Here is a 20,837-nt window from a genome sequence, read left to right as displayed (position 1 = left end):
CGATGGTGGTGACTTGATCTGCAGGGTCACATACTGGATTGCTTACTGTAAAGTTACCCGCATGGCCGACGCCGCCCGCCTCAAGGTCGACGGGGGCATCCCCAATCAACTGGCACGGGTGACCGAGGCGGCGGTCACCCTGGAACGAGATGGGTATGACGGGGGCTGGACGGCGGAGACCAGTCACGACCCATTTCTGCCCCTGCTGCTGGCCGCCGAGCACACGTCGCGGCTCGAACTAGGCACCAACATCGCGGTGGCGTTCGCCCGCAATCCGATGATTGTGGCCAACATCGGTTGGGACCTGCAGGCGTATTCGGAGGGCCGCTTCATCCTCGGGCTGGGCACCCAGATCCAACCCCACATCGAGAAGCGGTTCAGCATGCCGTGGAGCCATCCCGCGCGCCGGATGCGCGAGTTCGTCTCCGCCCTGCACGCGATCTGGTCGGTGTGGCGAGACGGCGGGAATCTGTGTTTCGAGGGAGATTTCTACACGCACAAGATCATGACCCCGATGTTCACCCCGGAGCCGCAGCCCTATTCCACGCCCAAGGTCTTCATCGCGGCCGTGGGTGAAGCGATGACCGAGATGTGCGGCGAGGTGGCCGACGGCCACCTCGGACACCCGATGGTTTCCAAGCGCTACCTGGACGAGGTCACCGTGCCGGCGCTGCTGCGCGGTATGCAGCGAGTCGGCGGGTCGCGGAGTGACTTCGAGGTGTCCACCGAGGTGATGATCGCCACCGGCGAGAACGAGGATGAACTGGCGGCCGCCACCGCCGCCGTGCGCAAGCAGATCGCCTTCTACGGGTCAACGCCCGCTTATCGCAAAGTTTTGGAGCTGCACGGCTGGGGAGACCTGCAGCCCGAACTGCACCGCCTGTCGCTCGCGGGCGAGTGGGATGCCATGGGTTCGCTGATCGACGACGAGGCGCTCGCGGCCTTTGCGGTCGTCGGCCCGGTGGACACCGTCGCCGGCGCCCTGAAGGACCGCTGCCACGGCGCGGTCGACCGGGTGCTACCGATCTTCCTGAACGCGTCACAGTCCTGTATCACGGCCGCACTGAAGGAGTTTCGCGAGTGAGCACCACCACGGTAGACGAGTCCGCCAAACTGCTGGCAGATCCCTTGGCCTACACCGATGAGCGGCGATTGCACGCCGCGCTGACCCACCTGCGCGCCAGCGCGCCGGTGTCGTGGGTCGAGGTGCCGGACTACCGGCCGTTCTGGGCGATCACCAAGCACGCCGACATCATGGACATCGAACGCGACAACATGCTGTTCACCAACTGGCCCCGCCCGGTCCTGACGACGGCAGAGGGTGACGAGATGCAGGCCGCCGCGGGCGTGCGCACGCTGATCCACCTGGATGATCCGCAGCATCGGGTGGTGCGCGCGATCGGCTCCGACTGGTTTCGCCCGAAGGCTATGCGGGCGTTGAAGATTCGTGTCGACGAACTCGCCAAGATCTACGTCGACACGATGATGGCCGCCGGCCCGAAGTGCGACTTCGTCCAGGAGGTGGCGGTCAATTACCCGCTCTACGTGATCATGTCGCTGCTGGGGCTGCCGGAGGCCGACTTCCCGCGGATGCTCAAGTTGACCCAGGAGTTGTTCGGCAGCGACGACTCGGAATTCAAAAGGGGCACCACCAACGAGGATCAGCTGCCCGCGTTGTTCGACATGTTCCAGTACTTCAACGGGGTGACCGAGTCCCGCCGCGAGCACCCCACCGAGGATCTGGCGTCCGCGATCGCCAACGCCCGCGTCGACGGCGAGCCGTTGTCGGACATCGACACCGTGTCGTACTACCTCATCGTCGCCACCGCCGGGCACGACACCACCAGTGCGACCATCTCGGGTGGCCTGCACGCGCTCATCGAAAATCCCGACCAGCTCGACCGCCTGCGCGACAACCTGGACCTGATGCCACTGGCCACCGAGGAAATGATTCGGTGGGTCACCCCGGTCAAGGAATTCATGCGCACCGCCACCGAGGACACCACCGTGCGCGGGGTGCCCATCGCGGCGGGGGATTCGGTGCTGCTGTCCTACGTGTCGGCCAACCGCGACGAGGATGTCTTCGTAGACCCGTTCCGCTTCGACGTCGGGCGCGACCCCAACAAACACCTCGCCTTCGGCTACGGGGTGCACTTCTGCATGGGCGCCGCGCTGGCCCGCATGGAGGTCAACAGCTTCTTCACCGAGCTGCTGCCCCGGCTCAAATCCATTGAACTGACCGGTGACCCGGAACTGGTGGCCACCACCTTCGTCGGCGGCCTCAAACACCTGCCGGTTCGCTACTCATTGGCGTGACGCGCCGCCCGGTAAGCGGCCCGCTTAGTCGGGGTGTGCGACGATCGCGGTCGTTACGCTCCCCGTGGAGGACTAGGCAATGACGCGCAGGACGATCGTCATCACCGGTGCCAGCGACGGCATCGGCGCCGCGGCGGCCCGCCGGATGCACCGCAGCGGCGCGAACCTCGTACTGGTCGGACGCACGGAGAGCAAGGCCGCCGCGATGGCCGCCGAGCTGGACGCCGACTATTTCGTCGCCGACTTTGCCGACCTGTGTCAAGTGCGGGCCCTGGCGGACAAGCTCCGCTCCAAGTACCCCCGCATCGATGTGTTGGGCAACAACGCCGGAGGCGTGTTCAGCAAGCTGCACAAGACCGCCGATGGGCATGAGATCACGCTTCAGGTCAACTACCTGGCGCCGTTTCTGCTCACCACGGCATTGCTCGACGTACTTGTCGCGTCGCACGCCACGATCGTCAACACGTCGAGTTCGTCGCAGCGGCTGCTTCGCAACGTCACCCTCGCCGATTTCGAAACGACCGAGCGACGCAGGCCGAGCACCGCTTACGCGCTGGCCAAGCTGGCAAACATCCTGTTCACCAAGGAATTACACCGGCGCTACCACGCCGACGGGCTTTCGGCCGCCGTCGTGCACCCGGGTTTCGTCAACACCAACATCGGTCACTCGTCGGGTTCACGGTTCCTGACGACCATGCAGCGCACCCCGGTCAGCCGCCTCATCAAAACTCCGGACCAGGGTGCCGAACAGCTGGTGTGGTTGGCCTCCAGCACGCCCGGTGTCGACTGGGCTCCCGGCGAGTACTACGCGAAGGGCAAAGTCGCGAGGGCCAACCGCGCGGCCGACGATCCCGTGCTCGCGCGTGAGCTGTGGGATCGCACCTTGGCCAAGGTCGTTTAGCGGCCGCTGCGAGCGCCGAGCGTCACGCCAGTGTGGCAACGGGTGCCTAGTGTCACGCCAGGGTGGCAACGGGTGCCGAGCGAGGCGGTGGTACCGGACTAAACTCGCACCTTGTGCAAAGTGATCACCACCCGGCGCTGGTGACCGGAGGAGCGTCCGGCATCGGGCGTGAGGTTGCCGCGCGGCTGCGCGAGGCGGGACACCACGTAGTGGTGTGGGATCTCACGGATGCCGACATCGCCTGCGACGTCAGCGATCCCGACGCGGTGTCGGCCGCCATGGAGCAAACGGTGCGCGACCACGGGGCGCCCGCGCGGATCGTCACCTGCGCCGGAGTCGGTGCGTCGGGGCTGTTGCTCGAACAGTCGCCCGCGGAATGGAACCGGGTGTTGGGGGTCAACCTCACGGGCACCTGGCTGACCATTCGCGCCGGGGCGCGGGCGATGGTCGACGCCGGCTTCGGCGGCTCGATCGTCGCGGTCTCCAGCATCAGCGGCACCGTCGCCGACCGTGACATGGGTGCCTACTGTGTGTCCAAGGCGGGAGTGGACATGTTGGTGAAGGTCGCCGCGGCGGAGTGGGGCGTGCACGGCATCCGGGTGAACGCTGTCGGACCGGGCGTCACGCGCACGCCGATGCTGGCGAAACCGGAACAGCTACCCGGCTGGGTGGAAGCTTTGTCCGAACGGACGCCGCTGGGCGGTCTGGGGAACGCCGTGGACGTGGCCGGGGCGATCGTCGGTGTCCTGGAATTGCCTTGGGTGACCGGCCAAGTCGTGCACGCCGACGGCGGGCTCGCGCTGCACAGTCCCATCGACGCGTACGGCCAACTCCAGCGGGTGATGGGCCGAAAAGGCCTCAGCTGATCCCGAAATCGATGATGCCCCGGATGATTTTGCCGTTGCGCAGGTCGTCGTAGGCATCGTTGATCTCGTCGAGGCGATAGCGGCGGGTGATCATTTCGTCGAGCTGGAGTTGCCCGGTTCGATAGAGCCTGGCCAGCCGGGAGATGTCGGCCCTCGGGTTGCACGAGCCGAATATCGTTCCCGCGAGCGTCTTGTTCATCAGGATGAAGTCCTGCAGGTCGATCTTCACCGATCGGGTCAGCTGCGACGTCATACCGGTGAGCACGCACGTCCCGCCCTTGCGGGTCAGCTGCAGCGCATCGCGGACGTCGTCGGCGGTGATCAGCGAAGGGGAGACCACCACGGCGTCGGCCATGACGCCGTATGTCAAGTCCCGCAGCAGCTCCTGTGCCTCGGCGATCGTGGCCGCACTGTGTGTCGCGCCGAACTGCAGCGCCGATTTCTGCTTGAAGTCCACCGGGTCCACGGCGACGATCTGCGCGGCGCCGCTGATCCGCGCGCCCTGGATCGCACCGGTGCCGATTCCGCCGACGCCGATGACGACGACAGTGTCACCGCCGCGCACCCCGGCACGGTTGGCGGCCGAACCGTAGCCGGTGGGAATGGCGCATGACAGTAACGCGCTCGGCGCCAGCGGCAGGCTGGGCTCGATCTTGACCAGCGAATTCGTCGACACGACAGTGTGTTCGGCGAATGCCCCGACCTTGGCCAGATGCCCCAGTGGCCGGCCGTCGGCGGTGTGATGCCGGAAGGTGCCGTCGGTGGGCATCCCCGGGGTGAGGGTAAAAGCGCCGACGTCACAAATGTACTCCATGCCCGTCGCGCACCAGCGGCACTGTCCACACACCGCGACGAACGACATCACCACGTGGTCGCCGGGCGCGAAATCGGTTACGCCGTCACCAACTTGCCGCACGATGCCGGAGCCCTCATGGCCGCCGACCGTCGGGAACATGGTCGGTAGGCCGAGCGAGCGCATCACCTCGTTGGGCGCCGACATGTCGCCCTTGAGGATGTGGTCGTCGGAATGGCACAACCCGGCCGCCGCCATCTCGACCAGGACCTCGCCGGCGCGGGGCGGGTCGAGCTCGAATTCTTCGATCGACCACGGCCCGCCGACGTCGTGCAGGAGCGCTCCCTTAGTTTTCAAGCGGCTTCCCTATGCGGCAGGGGAGAAGGTGACCGGAAGCTTGTTGGGGGACCGGAACGTAAGCCCGACGATCTTGGACTCCTGGCCGGTTCCGTCGTCGGCCACAAAGGCCAGGTCCTTGACGCGGTCGAACAGACTGTTCAGCATCACGCGCGTCTCGAGTCGGGCCAGATGCATGCCGAGGCACATGTGGATCCCGCCGGCGAAGGCGATGTGGGCGTTGCGGGGGCGGGTGATGTCGAATACATCGGGGTCGGCCCAGCGTGTTTCGTCGCGGTTGGCCGAGCCCATGCACAGGTCTATCTGCGCGTCGGCCGGGATCGTCTTGCCGCCGATCTCGATTTCTTCGGTGGTGGTCCGCATGACCATGGTCAGCGGGGTTTCGACCCGCAGGCCCTCCTCGATGGCGACGGGTATCAACGACCGGTCCCGGGACACCATCGCCAGTTGCTCGGGATGGGTGAGAAGCAGGTACAACAGGTTGCCCGACGATCGATAGGTGGTCTCCAGTCCGGCGGGCAACAGTAATCGAAGGAAAGCGATGATGGCCTCGTCGCTGAGTTTTTCACCGTCGATCTCGGCCGTGACCAAGTCGCCGATGATGTCGCTGGTCGGTTTGCGGCGCCGTTGCTCGACCTGATCGAGGAAGTAGCCGCGCAACTCCTCTGCGGCGTTCAGCCCCGCCATGATGTCGGCCTGGATCGAGATGAGGTCGAGAGACAGCCGTCGGAACATGTCCAAATCCTCCGGCGGCAGACCGAGCAACGTCGAGATGATGCGGGTGGGAAATTCGAACGTCAGCGCCTTCACCAAGTCGGCGTGTCCATCGTTCTTGATCTCGTCGATCAACTGATCGCAGACCGGCCCGATGACCGACGGCTCCCAACGTTCCAGCGCGGTCGCACGAAATGCCTTCGCCACCAGGCTGCGGTGGTCGTGGTGCTCCTTCCCGCCCATCGCGAGGATGGTGTGGCCCATCACCAACCCGATCGTCTTGTCGTAAGCGGCCGACGTGAAGATCCGGTCGTCGCGGAACGCCCGGTAGACCCCGTCGTAGCTGAACAGGACCCACTCGTCGCTGGGCCGCAACTCCTCCGGTATCTGCTCACGATCGCTCAGCGCGCCATGCCACACCGGATCCTTAAGCCTCATGTACTCGAAGAACGGGTAGGGGCTGGTTTCGCCGGTGAAGTCGAGCGTGACGGGCTGGTTGGCGGGGTCGGTGCTGAGCGTCATCAGCGCTCCTCCTGAACAGCCGGTAAGCGGATTGGGTACTTGGGGATTATCGCTATCATAGTATAAATAGCAACTAAGCCCAACGGCTTGTCGTGGTTACCGTAACGGGCACAGTATTGATGCTGCGTGGCGTCGGAGGCGGTGATGCAAATGCCCGAGCGGCGATTCGTGTGCGCACTGGACGATCTGCCGCCCGGCGAGATGAAGCTGGTCGACGTCGGGAAGTTCGGCATCGGCGTGTACAACGTGCGTGGCGAGCTTTACGCGATCGTCAACTATTGCTCCCACGAAGGCGCGCCGCTGTGTCTCGGTCTGCTCGGCGGCACCAATGAGTTCGCCCCGGATGAACCCGGCGGGCTGCGCCGGGTCCGCGACGGCCAAATCGTCCGATGCCCTTGGCACAATTGGGAATTCGACATCACCACCGGGCAGAACCTCGCCGATCCGACGCGGCGTGTTCGCACCTATCCGGTCGACGTCACCGACGGGGAGGTGTACCTGACCGCATGATCAGCCCGGTCATAGATGCCAACGTACAGCCGCACTTCCGCTCCAACGCGGAGATACGGCGCTATCTACCCGCCGCCCACCAGCTGCGGTCGATTCCCGACGTCGAGCAGCAGTGGTACCAAGCGCCCGGCGGCGACTACCGGCAAGACCTCTACGGGGAGCACTACCCGGGCTCGGACCCCGAGACCGTGAGCCGGCACCTCTTCGACGACATGGGCGTCAATTACGCCATCCTCAACCCGCTGACCCGCGGCAACATCGCCGACTACCTGCTCAACAGCCGAATTTCCGCGGCGGTCAACGACTGGCTGCTCGACCGCTGGCTGGAGCCCGACTCCGCCGATCGATTCCGGGGAACCATCCGCGTCAATCCCGAAGACCCCAAGGGCGCCGTCGCGGAGATCGAGCGCCTGGCCGATCACCCGAAGCTGGTCCAGGTCGGCGTCCCGCTGCAGTCGCGCGAGCCCTACGGCAAGCCGATGTTCGAGCCGATCTGGGAGGCCGCCGCCGCCCACGGGTTGCCGGTGGCGGTACACATCAACGGCGGCAACGGCGTCGACTATCCGCCCACCTTCGCCGGTCACGCCCACACCTATCCGGGATACGCGGCGTTCATGCCGCTGAACTACTTCGTGCACCTGGCCACCCTCATCGTGGAGGGCATGTTCGGCAGGCACCCCGACCTCAAATTCGTGTTCGCCGACGGCGGCTACGACATCCTCACGCCGTTGATCTGGCGGCTGGACACCTTCTGGGTATCGATGCGCGACCAGACGCCGTGGGTCGATCGCTACCCGAGCGAATACCTGCCCGGCCACGTCAGGTTCTGCTCGTCGGCGTTCGACGGGCCGACCGACACCGCCGACACGAAGCGCTGGATGGAGTTCACCGGCAAGTCCGACCTGCTGATGTACGGGTCGGCGTATCCCCACTGGTCCACGTCGCCACCCGAGCGCGTTGCCGAGGGCCTCGATGCTGCCCAACGCGACAAGGTGCTGTGGCGAAACGCCAGCGAGCTGTACGGGCTGAAGGAGCGTGTGCGATGACCACGATCGAACGAGTCGATTCGCCGACGGGCCACGACGACGAAATTGCGGTGAGCATCGTCGACACCGACGTGCACCCCTTGCCTGTCTCGACCGACGTGCTCAAGTCGTATGCGCCGGCCGAATGGGTGGACAAGATATGGCCGACCGGCAACGCCGTCACCCCGGTGCCGCATTTCTACGACACCCCGGATTCGTACAAGACCATGTCCCTGCGTCTGGATGCCGCCCCGCCGGGTGGTGGGTTCGCGGGCAGCGACCCGGAGTTCGCGGCCAAGCAGTTGCTGCTCGATGCCGGCGTCAGCATCGCGACGCTGGAGCCGATGTGCGACGCCCAGTTACCCCAGGCCGAGCACGTTCTGAAGTCCGCCTACAACGACTGGCTCGCCGACGTCTGGCTCGACACGAACAACGAGCACGGCCGGTGGCGCGGATCGATCAGCGTCAGCGCGCAGACACCCGACCAGGCGGCGCGCGAGGTCGAACGCTGGGCGGGACATCCGTACATGGCCCAGGTGTTGATGACACCGCAGACTCGTGGGATCCCCTTCGGCAACCCGCATTTCGACCCGCTCTACGAAGCCGCGGCCCGCAACGGATTCCCGGTGGCCACCCACTTGATGGGGCAGACGCCGTTCGAGCTCATCCCGCTGTATCCGGTTGGCAATCCGGCACATTGGCACGACTTCTTCGCATCCTGGCCACTGCTATACGTCTCGCATCTGATGAGCCTGGTGTTCGACGGCGCATTCGACCGTCACCCCGACCTGCGGGTGGTGTTCGTCGAAGGCGGCTTTACGTGGGCGATGCCGGTCATGTCGCGGATGGATCGCATCTGGGAGGCCCGCCGCGGCGACCTGCCGCACGTGCGGCGCCGCCCATCGGAGTATGTGCGCGAACATGTTCGGTTCACCACCCAACCGCTGGAAGACATCGACACGGTCCAGTTCCGGGAGTACCTGGAGACGATGGACCTGGGCGACAACCTGATGTTCTCGACGGACTACCCGCATTGGAGCTACGACGCACCGACCTATGCGATCAACCGATTCCCGGCCGACCAGCGCGAGCGGATAATGCGCGGCAACGCGACCGAGCTCTACGGGCTGCCGGCGACGGTCAAGGCGCTCCCGGGGGAACGCTAAAGCTCGCCCAAGCTGAAACGATAAGCACCTCGTCTTTCACCACACGGAATCGCAGGTCTACCTTGAAGAAGGTTTCCGGCACGGCCGCCCCGCGCCGGTACCGGACGAGCCCGCATGAGAGCCCGGAAGACGAGAAGGTATGACACAAACGAATCTGACGCGGCCCCAGGGCCTTACCCGGATCGACCCGGTGCTCCGGGAGGCGGCTACCGCGCTGGGCATCGTCGAATTCCGCGCCGAGACACTGCCCGCCGAACGGGAGCTCGCCAACCGGCTCGCAGCCGAGCGCGCCGCCGCGGTCGACACCGCCGACGTGGCCGTCGAAACGCGCACCATCGCCGGCCCGGGCGGGCATCAGCTGAAGCTTCGTTTCTATCGAGGTCCCGATCTCGATCAGACCGGGTCAGGTGCACCCCTCGTCCTGTACGCCCACGGCGGGGGCTTCGTGACCGGCAACCTGGACACCGATCACGCCCGATGCGTGGAGCTGGCTCGAGAAGGTGGATGCCTGCTGGTATCGGTCGACTACCGGCTCGCGCCGGAACACCCGTGCCCGGCCGCGTTGGACGACGTCGAGGCCGGCCTCTACTACGCCACCCGCAATTGCGCCGAGCTGAATGTGGACGTCAACCGCATCGCTGTGATGGGCCGCGACGCGGGTGCGGCACTCGTAGCGGGCCTGAGTCAGCGCATGTTCGACGACGAAGGCCCGCAGATCCTGGTGCAGATCCTGCACCAGCCGATGCTCGATTCCGACGCTACCCAGTCGCGTCGCGAGTTCCAGCGCACGCCGGGTCTCAACGGGCCGGCCGTGAGCCGGGCGTGGGGTCATTACCTCGGTCACGCGAGCGCCAACGGTCAGCACGTCCCCGCGCACCGCGCGAATCTCGAGGGCCTGCCGCCCACGTTCATCAGCTGCGCGGAGATCGATCCGTGTCGCGACGAAGCCATCGACTACGCGAACAGGCTGTTGCACGCCTACGTGCACACCGAATTGCACGTCATCGCAGCGGCATTCAACGGGTTCGACTCGTTGGTTCCCGATTGGGTGGTTTCTCAGGAGAACCGGGCGCTGCACGCGCGTTCGCTGCGGCGTGTGTTCGCCATGTAGCGCTGACCTGCGCTATCGACAGAACTCCGGTATCTCTTACCGTAGTGCACATTGCTACCATCGAAAACACCGGAGAACGCCCCACGAGAGGCAGCATGACCACACTCGACTCTCCCGAAAAGTCGCTGTTCACCTCGACCACCCAAGCTTTTCTGGAAAAGGAAGCGCCGCTGCGGCGTGTACGGGAATTGCACGCGGAGGCGGTGTCGTTCGACCCGGCATGGTGGCGGCGCGCCGCGGCGCTCGGCTGGACGGGCCTCTTGGTGCCGGAGGAATTGGGCGGCGGCAGCGTCTCGGACAGCGGTTTTTCGGATCTGGCCATGGTCGCCGAACAGCTCGGGAGGACCGTGGCGCCCGGGCCGTTGTATCCGGTCAGCGTCGTCCTGGCCGCGCTCGTCGAGTGCGCCGACTGGCAGCCGCACACGGCGACCATCGAGGCGCTGATGTCTGGTGAAATCGTGGCGTCGTGGGCGGTTTCGGAACCGGGCCGGGGGTGGGCACCGATGGATCCGTCGTTGACGGCCACCACGACCGATTCGGGCTATCGCATCGACGGCACCAAGGACCGGATCGAGGCCGGCGCGCAGAGCGCGCTGCTGCTGGTGGTGGCGCGCTGCGGTGATGAGCTCCGCCAGTTTCTGGTCCCCACTGACGCGCCCGGCTTCACGATCGAGCCCCAGCAGTCGGTCGACCTGGTCAAGCACTATGCCCGGGCCAATTTCGACGGTGTGGTGGTGGAGCGATCGGCGGCCGTCGGCACCGCGGCCGAGACCGCCGCGCTGATCGACCGGCAGAGCCAAATCGCCCAAACCCTGCAGTGCGCCGAGGCGGTCGGCATCCTGCAGACCGTGTTCGACCTGACCGTCCAGTGGGCGTTGGACCGACACACCTTCGGGCGTCCGCTGGCGTCCTATCAGGCCCTCAAGCACAAATTCGCCGACATGAAGCTGTGGCTGGAAGCTTGTCGTGCCACCACGGCCGCGGCGGTGGCCGACGTTGCCGCCAGCTCACCGGAGGCGGGCCTGTCGGCCAGCATCGCCAAGTCTTACGTGGGCGAGATGGCCGGCCAGATCGTCCAGGCCTGCGTGCAGATGCACGGGGGCATCGGCGTCACCTGGGAACACGACCTGCACCTCTACTTGCGCCGGATCACGTTGTATCGCTCCATGTTCGGGACACCCGAGGAACACAACCTGCGCGTGTATGAATACGAGAAGGCAGGTCGTTCCAACAAATGACGCCGACCGAATCCGTCGCCGAGTTCGCGGCCCGGGCCAGGGCATGGCTGGCGAACAACATGCCCCGCATCGATCCCGAGTCCCCGCCGCCCGCCCCGCGAGACAACGAACGATCCTGGCTGCGGGCCCGGGAACTGCAAAAGCGGCTATACGAAGGCGGATTCGCCGGCATCTGCTTTCCCCGCGAGTACGGCGGCCTCGGTCTGGACTACGAATACCAGAAGGCATTCGACGCGGAAACCAGCAACTACGAGATGCCGCTGATCCTCAACACGCCCACCTTTACCATCTGCTGCGCCACGCTGCTCGACACCGGCAGTGAAGATCAGAAGAAGCAACACATTGCGGCGGCGCTGCGCGGCGACGAGGTGCTGGTGCAGTTGCTGTCCGAACCCAGCGGCGGATCCGATCTGGCCGGCGTCCTCACCCGGGCCGAACGCCACGGCGACCGTTGGGTACTCAACGGGGCCAAGACCTGGAGCACCAGCGCGTTCGCCGCCGACTACGGACTGTGTCTGGCCCGCACCAATTGGGACGTGCCCAAGCACGAGGGCTTGACCATGTTCCTGGTGCCCATCGCTCATCCGGGAATTACGTTGCGGCGCATCACCATGCTGAGCGGTTCCACCGAGTTCTGCGAGGAGTTCCTCGACGGGGTTGACGTCGGCGACGACGCCGTCGTCGGGGAGGTCGATAATGGCTGGGCGGTGGCGTCGCGGCAGCTGTACCACGAGCGCCGGGCGGTGGGGCAGGGGTCCGAGTTCGCCAGCGGCAGCGGCAGCGAGGGCGGCAACGCGATTCCCGTTGACTACGTGAGCCTTATCGAGAAGACGGGACAGGCCGGTAACGAACGCGTGGAGCAGCTGGCCGGCCGCGCGCTGGTACAGCGTGCGGTGGCCGAGCAGCTGATCGGTCACGTGTACCGCAGCGTCCGGGATGGCACGCTTCCGCCGGCCGCCGGCACACTCATCAGGCTGTTCCACGCCGAGACCGTGTTCGTGGATGTCGATACCGCCATGGCGATCGCCGGTAGCGCCGGCGTCGTCGGGGAACCCGGTGACGGCCTGGAAACCGGTCTGCGCTACCTGTCCCGACAGACCGTCGCGATGGGCGGGGGCACCACGGAGATGGCGCGCAACGTCATCGGCGAACGGGTGCTGGGCTTCCCGCGGGAATTCGCAGCCGACCGGGGCGTGCCGTTCAAGCAGGTGCGGCACGGCCGGCGATCCGACCGGCCCTAGCCCTCGGCGACGAGGTTCTCGGCGAGCCCACCGGAGACCGGGAGCTGTACGAGCGACAAGACATGGTGCGCCGGGCTCCCCGGCGGGGCCACCAACACATACTCGCTGCCCTGTCGTTGCGCTCGGTCACGGGCGGCGGCCAAAGCGCTGACCCCGGCCGACCCGAGCTGGGTCACGGCGCTGAGATCGATCGTCAACGGCGCCACGCCAGAACGGCTTTCGACCGCAATCTGGCGATCAAGTGTGGAAGCGGTGGTGGAGTCGACGTCGCCGCTGACGACGATGCGCCCGGGTTCGGTGACCACGGATACGAATTCGGAGTTCGCCGACCGCTGCTGGTCGGCCCGGCTGACGAGCGTGTCCGTGACGAAATTGGCCGGCCGCGACAGGCGGTGTGTCAAGCTGGCGGTCGTTCCGCCGGGCCCGTGGGTGACGTGCGCGCTGGACACCAGGGCTTCGGCCATGGCAAGCCCGCGGCCGCGACCCGGCTCGCCTTCGCGATGATCCTTCCACTGCCCATGGTCGATGACCGACGCGTAAAGATTGCCGTCTCCGGCCAGCGACACCTCGACGACGATCCCATCGGAAACCTCTGTGGCATAACCATGTTCGACCGCGTTCTCGACAAACTCCGAGATCGCATGCACGACATCAGAGATGTCGTCGGGGGCCGCGCCAACATCGGAGAGCCATTGACGCAGCCGGCCGCGAACGGCCCGCGCGGCGCGAATCGTGGCATCCAGCGTCATCTGGAGCGGTGGCGGCGGCGTGCGCCGTTGCGCCGCAAGCAGTGTGATGTCGTCGCTGTAGCCGGTCGACCGCAGCAGCAGTTCCAACGTCTCCGAAGAGATGCGGTCGATGGGCCGCCCCGACGACTCGATCACGAAGCCGCCCTGGCCGCCGGCGATGTTGGCTGCCAACTCGGCGAATTCGGCGGTGCTCGCCACCAGCGGCCGGCCGGGACGTTCGATCAGACCGTCGGTGTAGAGCATGACCGCGTCGCCAATATCCAGAAATGCGGTGCGCACCGGGAAGCCGGTGCCGCTGCCCAGCGGCCCGGCGCCGGACGGCTCAAGGTAACGCGAGTCGCCGTCCGCGCCGACGAGAAGCGGCGGTGGGTGGCCGGCGGTGCAGTACTGGAATTCGCCCGTGGTGAAGTCGAGCGATCCCACGCACATGGTGGCAGACCTCGAGCCGGGCACATGTTCGTGGAAGCGGTCGACCGCCGCCAGCGCTTCGGCGAGCGGGTAGCCCGCCACGATCTGCATCCGCAGCGTGGTGCGCAACTGCGACATCACCGCGGCCGCCTCGACGCCGTGGCCGACGACGTCGCCCACGATGAGAACCAGTCGATCCCCAAGGGGGATCGCATCAAACCAGTCGCCACCGGCGGCCGTGTCCTCCGCGGCGACGAGGTACTCGGCGGCGACGTCGGCGCCGGGAACGACGGGTACCGACGGCGCCAGCAGCGCCTGCTGCATAACGGTGGCCGAATCGCGCACGTTGCGGTACCGCTCGGACAACTCCTGCATGCGCGACTCGGCCGCCACCCGTGCCCGCACGCGTTCCGTGACGTCGACGAAGGCGAGCTGCACCCCCTCGATCGAATCGTCTTCGCCTCGCCGCGCCGTGACGATGAAGTCGAAGAAGTGTTCTTGTGCCGTCCCCGAGCTCTCGAAGTCGGCCTGCACCCGCCACTCGGTCCCCGACTGCGGCTCGCCCGTCTCGTAGACCCGGTCGAACATTTGCAGGATCTGCTGGCTCTCCAGCTCGGGGTAGACCTCCCGCACCAGGAGCCCGATGCTGTCGATCGGCGGGCTGAGCGTGCGGTAAGCGGCGTTGACCGCGATGAATCGGTGGTCGGGCCCATCGAGGCCGACCAACAGCGCGGGGACCTCCTCGAAAACGCGGCGGACGTCGTCGGCCGCCCCCACAGTCGTGTCCCAGTTTCGTTCGGCCGCCATATGGCCGTTCCTCCTACGGACCCCCATTTCGGACTGAGTCTCGCAAGCTGGTCACCAAGCGCTGAGCACTCGCCCGGCAGACAGTAAGAGTATCAACGGCAGCCGCGTGCCCGAGGCAACAGTTTTCCCAGCGTGGCATGCCGACGGCTTCGCATTCCGCAATTAAACCAGGACGGTTTGTAATTACTCAGCGCGGGTACCTCGCTCGCATGGTCAATGTCGTCCCGCGGCGGTTGATCTCAATCTGGCGAAGCATCGTCACCTCACCGGTGCTCACCCTGAACGGCTGGGTTGCGTTCAATCTGCCACGAACTGTGACCGCATTGGGCGGCTCGTTGCTGGTCGGCCTGGCGGCAATGCATGGGTACGTCTTGATCAGGGCACCCGCCGTGCCGGCGTATTTCGTTGTCTACTCCGCTTTGCTGGCAATCGGTTGCCTGACCGCCGCCGCCGCGATGGTGTTCGCCCTCAAACCGCATGTGCCACAAGTCGGCTGGTACCTCGGCAGTTTGGTCTGCCTGGCCTTCCTCGCCGTCTACCTGGCCAGCCGGTGGGTCAGCTTGGCGGGGCTGGAGGGGCTGACCGGACGATGGGACCTGTCACCCGGCACGTTCGCCATGGCGTTCGCCGCCGGTTTCATCGCGGTACACACAACGGTGCTGTCAGGCATTAACGTGGCCTACCCGCAACGGCAGCAATGGTACGACTGACTGGAGCTCAGTTATGACGACGCTCGACTATCCGGCGTGGCTGCGAGTGGACCATTGGCTCAATGTCCTATTTGTCACCCTGATCATCCGCAGCGGCATCGAGATCCTCGGCACCCACCCCAAGTTGTATTGGCACGACGACAGCAAGCCCGGCAGCGAATGGGCGCGCTTCACCCGCAAGGTCATGCCGCGCAACCGGTTATACGACACTCTCGACGAGGAAGAGTCCTACAGCTCGCTCGTCGCGCTGCCCGGTCACAAAAAATTGGGCATGGGTCGCCATTGGCACTTCTTCACGGTGATCTGCTGGATCCTGCTCGGGTTGTCTTACTACGTCCTGCTATTCGCGACCGGTCAATGGCACCGGTACTGGCCCTATTCCTGGTCGATCTTTCCCGAGGCCGCCAACGACATCGTCACGTACATGTCATTCAACCTGCCGCCGCTGCTGCCCGGCGAGCCGTTGGACGCCATTCAGAAGCTGACCTATGCCGGCGTCGTTTTCGTCCTCGCGCCGTTCCAGATCTTGACCGGGGCCGCGCAGTCACCGGCGATCGAGGCGCGCTTTCCGTGGTACGTGCGCATGTGGGGTGGCCGACAGTGGGCGCGAAGCCTGCATTTCCTGGGGTTGTTGGCCTTCGTCGTGTTCATCGTGATCCACCTGTCGATGATCTTCTTCTGGGGCTGGGGCCAACTGACGGCGTCGATGATTTTCGGCTCCGTCCGCAACATCAATTGGGCGACGGCGCTGTCGCTCATGATCATCGGCGCCATCATCGCCGTCCATGTCGCGGCCACCAGGTGGAGCCTTCGCCATCCCGTCCAGGTGCATCGCATACTCGGCGCCGTGGTGACCGGCGTTCGGCTGCTCTTGCTGCGCCCCTTGAATTCCCGCCAGGACTACCCGGTTCGCAAGTTGACCAAAGACCACCGGGTGAACGGAAAGCCGCCCGCCAGCACCGAATACAAAGTGATGGCGGTCCACAACTTCGTCGACTGGCGGCTACCGGTCGGTGGACTCGTCGAAAACCCGGTGACACTGGATCTGGCCGCCTTGCGGGCGCTCGCGGAGCAGCAGACGCAGCGGACGTTGCACAACTGCGTGCAGGGCTGGACCAGCATCGGCGAATGGAGCGGAATTCTGCTTGCCCAGCTGGCGGATGTGGTGCGGCCGTTGCCGCAAGCCAAATACATCTGTTTCCTGAGCATGCAGGAGACCGGCCGTGACGAACCCGCGGCAGAGACGCCGGGGGGCCAGTTCTACGAGGTGATGGACCTCGAACTCGCCTATAAGCCGCAGACGCTGCTGGCATATGAGATGAATGGGCGGCCGCTGCCCATCAAACATGGCGCACCGCTGCGATTGCGGGTTGAGACGCAGGTTGGCTTCAAGATGGTCAAGTGGATCAACGGGATCGAGTTCGTCAACGACTATTCCGGCATCGGCAAAGGGCTGGGTGGCTGGCGTGAGGACCATGTCCACTACGACAAGGACGTGGAGATTTGACATGAGCGATCACGACCCGACGGTGCGGCCCGAACTCATCGAGCTGAATTCCGCCGCGCAGCACCGCGTATTGGAAAATGTCTCCGCCAAGGGTGGCCACTGCGAGCAGTGCGGCGGAACCGACTTCGACGTCGGCCACGCCCTCTACCTCGGATTCCTGTTCCTCAACGAGGACGATGACGCCTATATGGTGGCGCTGACATGCCGCAATCCAGATTGCCCCAAGCCGCGCACCGGAATCGTGTTGCCGCAGAACGACTTTCTCAGCTACGGGACCGACGCTTCGGCAAAGGCGACCGCGTCTTGATACGACGGTGGCCCTTCGGACTCGCGGCGCTTTCGCCGCTCAGCACCGGGCGCGGCAGCCCAAATCTCTCGGCGATGCCAGAGACGCGGCGGAGTCGCTCACACAATGACTGGAACCGGTGCTGGTCGGCGTCGTCGAGGAGACCGAGCGAGCTGTAGTGCACCAGGCGGGGCAGTCGTCCAGCCAGTGCCGCGCCCCAGCGAACGCTGAAGTCGTAGACCTCGGCGTCGTCGACCGAATTCTTTCGCCCCAAAGCCTCGAGGGCGTCAATCTGCTCGGTGAGCAGTGTGACATCATCGTCGATGCTGACTTGCCCCCGGGTCTCCGGTGCCATGCTCATGCGGCGCTCCTTCCCGCACCCGAATGTTTCGGTGTCGCCATCGGTCGACGAGTACCCCGGCCGCCGCCGCTACAACCTGCAACACCCTCCAAACAATGTGCTTAGGCAACAGTTGCACACAGCGAAGTTTTTCAGCAAAGCCGCAGGATTGAGTACGCGTATTCCCAGGATATGGACGGCAAACCTGGGAAGCCGCGAGAGGTGGGAAACAATGCACCGCTTGCGGTGGATTGTGGACCGGCTTGCGGCACTAGGCAGGAGCTGTTGCATGGCAATGGATTTCGGCATGCTTCCGCCGGAAGTTAACTCGACACGCATGTATACGGGCCCCGGCGCCGGGCCAATGTTGGCGGCCGCGGCTGCGTGGGACGAGGTGGCGGCGCAACTGCACGCCACGGCGGCGAGTCAATCGTCGGTTGTCTCGGGATTGACGGCCGGATGGCGAGGTCCGTCGTCGGCGACGATGGCGGCCGCGGCCGCGCAATACATGGTGTGGATGAGCACCACCGCCGGACAGGCCGAGCTGACCGCCGCCCAGGCGAGGGCGGCTGCCGGCGCTTTCGAGACCGCGTTTGCGGCAACCGTGCCGCCGGCTTCAGTCGCGGCGAACCGTGCGCGATTGCTGGCGTTGATCGCCACGAACTTTTTCGGACAGAACACCCCGGCGATCATGGCCACCCAGGCCGAGTACCTGGAAATGTGGGCGCAGGATGCGGGCGCGATGTACGGCTACGCCGCCTCCTCCTCGGCCGCCGCGCAGCTCGCGCCGTTCGATCCGCCGCCTCAGACCACCAACCCGGCCGGGGCCTCGGGACAGGCCGCAGCGGTCGGTCAGGCCACCGGTACGGCGACCGGGGCCAATACGCCAATGGCGTTGTCGCACTTGGTGTTCGCGACCCCGCAGACGTTACAGGGTCTGGCGACTCCCGCCGCAGCCGCAGCTCCGGCGGCGGCCGATCCGCCATCGCTGCTTTCAGAACTCAACATGACCCTTACGGGTCCATTGGGTCCCACCTCGTTGTACGGCATTGTCGGCAGCCCGTATCTCTTGGGCGTCGAGAATTATCTGGTGCCCCAGAATGGGGCGAACCTCACCAGCGCGGAGGAAAGGCTGTCAAAGATCCGACGTGCGGCCGGTAAGGCGGTGCCGACGGGCGAGCCCGTTTCCGGGTCGCGGCTGGTGGGCTCCGCAGGCGGGTCCGGCTTATCGGCGGGCATGGGCCGCGCTCAACTGCTGGGAAGCATGTCGGTGCCCCCCGGTTGGACGACGGCTGCGCCGACGGTGCGGCCGGTTGTAGCGGTGTTGCCGGGAACCGGTATGGGCGCGGTGCCGGAAGCGCTGGCGGCAGATGCACCAGGCAGCCTGGCCGGCAACATGGCCCTGTCGGGTTTGGCCGGACGAGCCGTCGCCGGCACCGGGGGCGCTGCCGCCCGCTCCGTCGGCGTGGCAGGCGGCGCGGTCTCCGGGCAGCACGCCGGCGAGGTGAACATCTTCTTGATATCCGACGATGACTAATCGTCGGCGCGGCAGGGCCAGCCCGCGCGCACAGTGCGCACGACGACCGCCTGTGGCAACCAACGTCAGAGCAAGCTGAGGAGCCGCAATGGATTTCGGGATGTTACCGCCGGAGATCAATTCAGGGCGGATGTATGCCGGTCCTGGTCCGGGATCGATGCTGACTGCCGCAGCGGCGTGGGATGCGCTAGCTGCACAGCTCCGTTCGACGGCAACCTCCTACTCCTCGGTGATCTCGGGGCTAACCGCTGGTTGGCGGGGCCCGTCATCGGCAGCGATGGCGGCCGCGGCCGCACCGTACGCGGCCTGGATGAGCGCCACCGCGGCACAGGCGGAGCAGGCCGCCGGCCAAGCCAGGGCGGCAGCGGCTGCGTACGAGGCCGCGTTCACCGCGACGGTTCCCCCGCCCGTGGTCGCGGCCAATCGCAGCCAGCTGGCGGCGCTAAAGGCCACCAACGTTCTCGGGCAGAACACGGCAGCGATCGCGGCCACCGAAGTCCAGTACGCCGACATGTGGGCCCAAGACGCCGCCGCAATGTACGGCTATGCCGGCTCCTCCGCGGCGGCCACCCAGTTGACGACCTTCACACCGCCGCCGCGCACCACCGACCCCAGCGGGCTCAGCGGTCAGGCCGCCGCGGTTGCGCAGGCCACCGGTACAGCGCCAACGAACACGCAGTCGGCCATATCGCAGCTGATGTCGGCAACGCCGCGGGCGCTGCAAAGCTCCGCAGCACCTGCGGCTGCTCCACCCTCATCGGCATCCTCATTGGCGACATTGCTGAGTCAGCTGAATTCATCCCCACTGGCGATGGCCGCCGGGGATATCGAGTTCGTCACCAAGGGTCTTCGCCCGGCTAACGACGCGCTGCTCAGTACCAGCCTGGGCTTGGTGATAGCGGCGCGCACCACCAACGACACGGCAACGGCGCTTAGCGGCGAGACGGGAATCCTTGCGGGAGGGCTTGGTTCGGGAACCACAGCACTGGCTTCAGCCGGCTCCACCAACATGGCCGTCTCGGCGAATGTGGGCGGCGCCGGAGTCGTCGGCGCGGTGTCGGTCCCGCCCAGCTGGGCTGCGTCCACGCCGACGATCCGGCTGGCGGCCAGCTTGCTGCAGGGCACCAGCGCGTCTGCCGCCCCGGCTGCCTCGGCGGCGAATACGGGAAGTTTGGTCGGGCAGATGGGGATAGGCGCTTTGGCCGGTGGCGCATTGGGCGCTGCCCTTCCGCGGGCCGTGAACATCACCAGCGTTGGCGGCGGTGAGCGCACCGGTGACGGCAAGCAGCACGGCGAAAAGAAGAACCGCACGCCGGAAAAGCTCAAACGTGTTCTGGCAGAGATGTCGCAGGATCCGGATTCGCTGCAACACTGGTACACCGACAAAGCGCACCTCGACGGACTGCTGGAGAAGCTTGCCAAGAAGCCGGGTTACCACGCCGTCCACTTGTCGAGCGCTGACAAGCCCGACCCTCCTCAGCCAACGGCGCGCTGGGGATAGTCGAACGGGTCAAAGCCGGCAGTCGGCATTGAGTGTCTCTGAGGTCGGTCAATTCGCGATGATCGGGCCGGCGATGTCGAAAAGTCCGGCCGACTGGGTGTCCGATTTGGTCAGAGTAGGAAGCCTTTTCAACGGTCTGGCGGTGGCGGGGCATTGTCGGAGGTGCACTCGGTGCCGAGCTTCCGCGCGCCGTACCGGATATCGGCATCGATGACCCGCCCGGTTACCGCTG

Annotated in this window: 19 protein-coding genes; 15 read left to right on the top strand and 4 right to left on the bottom strand. The window is 65.8% G+C overall.

The annotated features are described in order from the left end of the window. The first annotated feature begins 61 nt into the window (after window positions 1-61). The 4 genes from A5678_RS01090 (at window position 62) to A5678_RS01075 (ending at window position 4,083) form a co-directional block, all read left to right on the top strand. Window positions 62-1,084, top strand: a complete 1,023-nt coding sequence (locus A5678_RS01090; RefSeq protein WP_068037125.1) for an LLM class F420-dependent oxidoreductase — start codon at window positions 62-64, stop codon at window positions 1,082-1,084. Then, a complete protein-coding gene (locus A5678_RS01085) occupies window positions 1,081-2,316 on the top strand; it encodes a cytochrome P450 (RefSeq protein WP_068037121.1) in 1,236 nt (411 codons plus the stop codon). The genes A5678_RS01090 and A5678_RS01085 overlap by 4 nt, the downstream gene beginning before the upstream one ends. 79 nt (window positions 2,317-2,395) lie before the next feature. After that, a complete protein-coding gene (locus A5678_RS01080; protein ID WP_068037117.1) occupies window positions 2,396-3,217 on the top strand; it encodes an SDR family NAD(P)-dependent oxidoreductase in 822 nt (273 codons plus the stop codon). A gap of 113 nt (window positions 3,218-3,330) precedes the next feature. Beyond that, window positions 3,331-4,083, top strand: coding sequence for an SDR family NAD(P)-dependent oxidoreductase (locus A5678_RS01075; protein WP_068037114.1), 753 nt, complete (start codon window positions 3,331-3,333; stop codon window positions 4,081-4,083). Here the strand turns inward: A5678_RS01075 and A5678_RS01070 are convergent. Beyond that, on the bottom strand, window positions 4,076-5,233 hold the full coding sequence (locus tag A5678_RS01070; protein ID WP_068037111.1) for a Zn-dependent alcohol dehydrogenase: 1,158 nt from the start codon (window positions 5,231-5,233) through the stop codon (window positions 4,076-4,078). The genes A5678_RS01075 and A5678_RS01070 overlap by 8 nt on opposite strands. Before the next feature lie 9 nt (window positions 5,234-5,242). Further along, complete coding sequence (locus tag A5678_RS01065) at window positions 5,243-6,469, bottom strand: cytochrome P450 (protein WP_068037107.1); 1,227 nt, start codon at window positions 6,467-6,469, stop codon at window positions 5,243-5,245. Window positions 6,470-6,613: 144 nt separating this feature from the next. Here A5678_RS01065 and A5678_RS01060 point away from each other — a divergent pair, with 144 nt between their 5' ends. The 6 genes from A5678_RS01060 (at window position 6,614) to A5678_RS01035 (ending at window position 12,760) form a co-directional block, all read left to right on the top strand. Next, window positions 6,614-6,979, top strand: coding sequence for a Rieske (2Fe-2S) protein (locus A5678_RS01060; RefSeq protein ID WP_068037532.1), 366 nt, complete (start codon window positions 6,614-6,616; stop codon window positions 6,977-6,979). Further along, window positions 6,976-8,025, top strand: a complete 1,050-nt coding sequence (locus tag A5678_RS01055) for an amidohydrolase family protein (protein ID WP_068037103.1) — start codon at window positions 6,976-6,978, stop codon at window positions 8,023-8,025. Before A5678_RS01060 ends, A5678_RS01055 begins: the two co-directional genes overlap by 4 nt. Continuing rightward, window positions 8,022-9,170: an amidohydrolase family protein gene (locus tag A5678_RS01050; protein ID WP_068037100.1), complete on the top strand. Its 1,149-nt coding sequence runs from the start codon at window positions 8,022-8,024 to the stop codon at window positions 9,168-9,170. Before A5678_RS01055 ends, A5678_RS01050 begins: the two co-directional genes overlap by 4 nt. A 139-nt stretch (window positions 9,171-9,309) precedes the next feature. Beyond that, window positions 9,310-10,281, top strand: coding sequence for an alpha/beta hydrolase (locus A5678_RS01045; RefSeq protein WP_068037097.1), 972 nt, complete (start codon window positions 9,310-9,312; stop codon window positions 10,279-10,281). Between the two features lie 95 nt (window positions 10,282-10,376). Beyond that, window positions 10,377-11,519, top strand: coding sequence for an acyl-CoA dehydrogenase family protein (locus tag A5678_RS01040; RefSeq protein WP_068037094.1), 1,143 nt, complete (start codon window positions 10,377-10,379; stop codon window positions 11,517-11,519). Next, complete coding sequence (locus A5678_RS01035; protein WP_068037091.1) at window positions 11,516-12,760, top strand: acyl-CoA dehydrogenase family protein; 1,245 nt, start codon at window positions 11,516-11,518, stop codon at window positions 12,758-12,760. The genes A5678_RS01040 and A5678_RS01035 overlap by 4 nt, the downstream gene beginning before the upstream one ends. Here A5678_RS01035 and A5678_RS01030 read toward each other — a convergent pair. Further along, window positions 12,757-14,724 (bottom strand): SpoIIE family protein phosphatase, encoded by a 1,968-nt coding sequence (locus A5678_RS01030; RefSeq protein WP_068037088.1) that lies wholly within the window; start codon window positions 14,722-14,724, stop codon window positions 12,757-12,759. The two genes, A5678_RS01035 and A5678_RS01030, sit on opposite strands and share 4 nt — an antisense overlap. Before the next feature lie 209 nt (window positions 14,725-14,933). On the opposite strand from A5678_RS01030, the gene A5678_RS01025 reads away from it, so the two are divergent. The 3 genes from A5678_RS01025 to A5678_RS01015 are packed head-to-tail and all read left to right on the top strand — an operon-like array spanning window position 14,934 to window position 17,248. After that, the gene (locus A5678_RS01025) at window positions 14,934-15,434 is read left to right on the top strand and encodes an oxidoreductase (protein WP_068037086.1); all 501 of its coding nucleotides are present in this window, start codon (window positions 14,934-14,936) and stop codon (window positions 15,432-15,434) included. A gap of 13 nt (window positions 15,435-15,447) precedes the next feature. Then, window positions 15,448-16,941, top strand: a complete 1,494-nt coding sequence (locus A5678_RS01020) for a molybdopterin-dependent oxidoreductase (RefSeq protein WP_068037082.1) — start codon at window positions 15,448-15,450, stop codon at window positions 16,939-16,941. 1 nt (window position 16,942) lies between these two features. Further along, on the top strand, window positions 16,943-17,248 hold the full coding sequence (locus tag A5678_RS01015) for a hypothetical protein (RefSeq protein WP_068037079.1): 306 nt from the start codon (window positions 16,943-16,945) through the stop codon (window positions 17,246-17,248). On the opposite strand, the gene A5678_RS01010 is transcribed toward A5678_RS01015, so the two are convergent. Beyond that, on the bottom strand, window positions 17,205-17,588 hold the full coding sequence (locus A5678_RS01010) for a hypothetical protein (protein WP_231983544.1): 384 nt from the start codon (window positions 17,586-17,588) through the stop codon (window positions 17,205-17,207). The two genes, A5678_RS01015 and A5678_RS01010, sit on opposite strands and share 44 nt — an antisense overlap. A 274-nt stretch (window positions 17,589-17,862) precedes the next feature. Between A5678_RS01010 and A5678_RS01005 the strand changes: the two genes are divergently transcribed. Together A5678_RS01005 and A5678_RS01000 are read left to right on the top strand one after the other, a co-directional pair. Beyond that, entirely contained in the window at window positions 17,863-19,104 is a 1,242-nt protein-coding gene (locus A5678_RS01005) for a PPE family protein (protein ID WP_068037076.1), read from the top strand. Window positions 19,105-19,192: 88 nt separating this feature from the next. Next, a complete protein-coding gene (locus A5678_RS01000) occupies window positions 19,193-20,605 on the top strand; it encodes a PPE family protein (RefSeq protein WP_068037073.1) in 1,413 nt (470 codons plus the stop codon). Window positions 20,606-20,837: the final 232 nt, after the last annotated feature.

The sequence above is a fragment of the Mycobacterium sp. E2733 genome, from assembly GCF_001667585.1.
Taxonomy (GTDB): domain Bacteria; phylum Actinomycetota; class Actinomycetes; order Mycobacteriales; family Mycobacteriaceae; genus Mycobacterium.
This window is presented reverse-complemented; position numbering and strand designations above follow the sequence as displayed.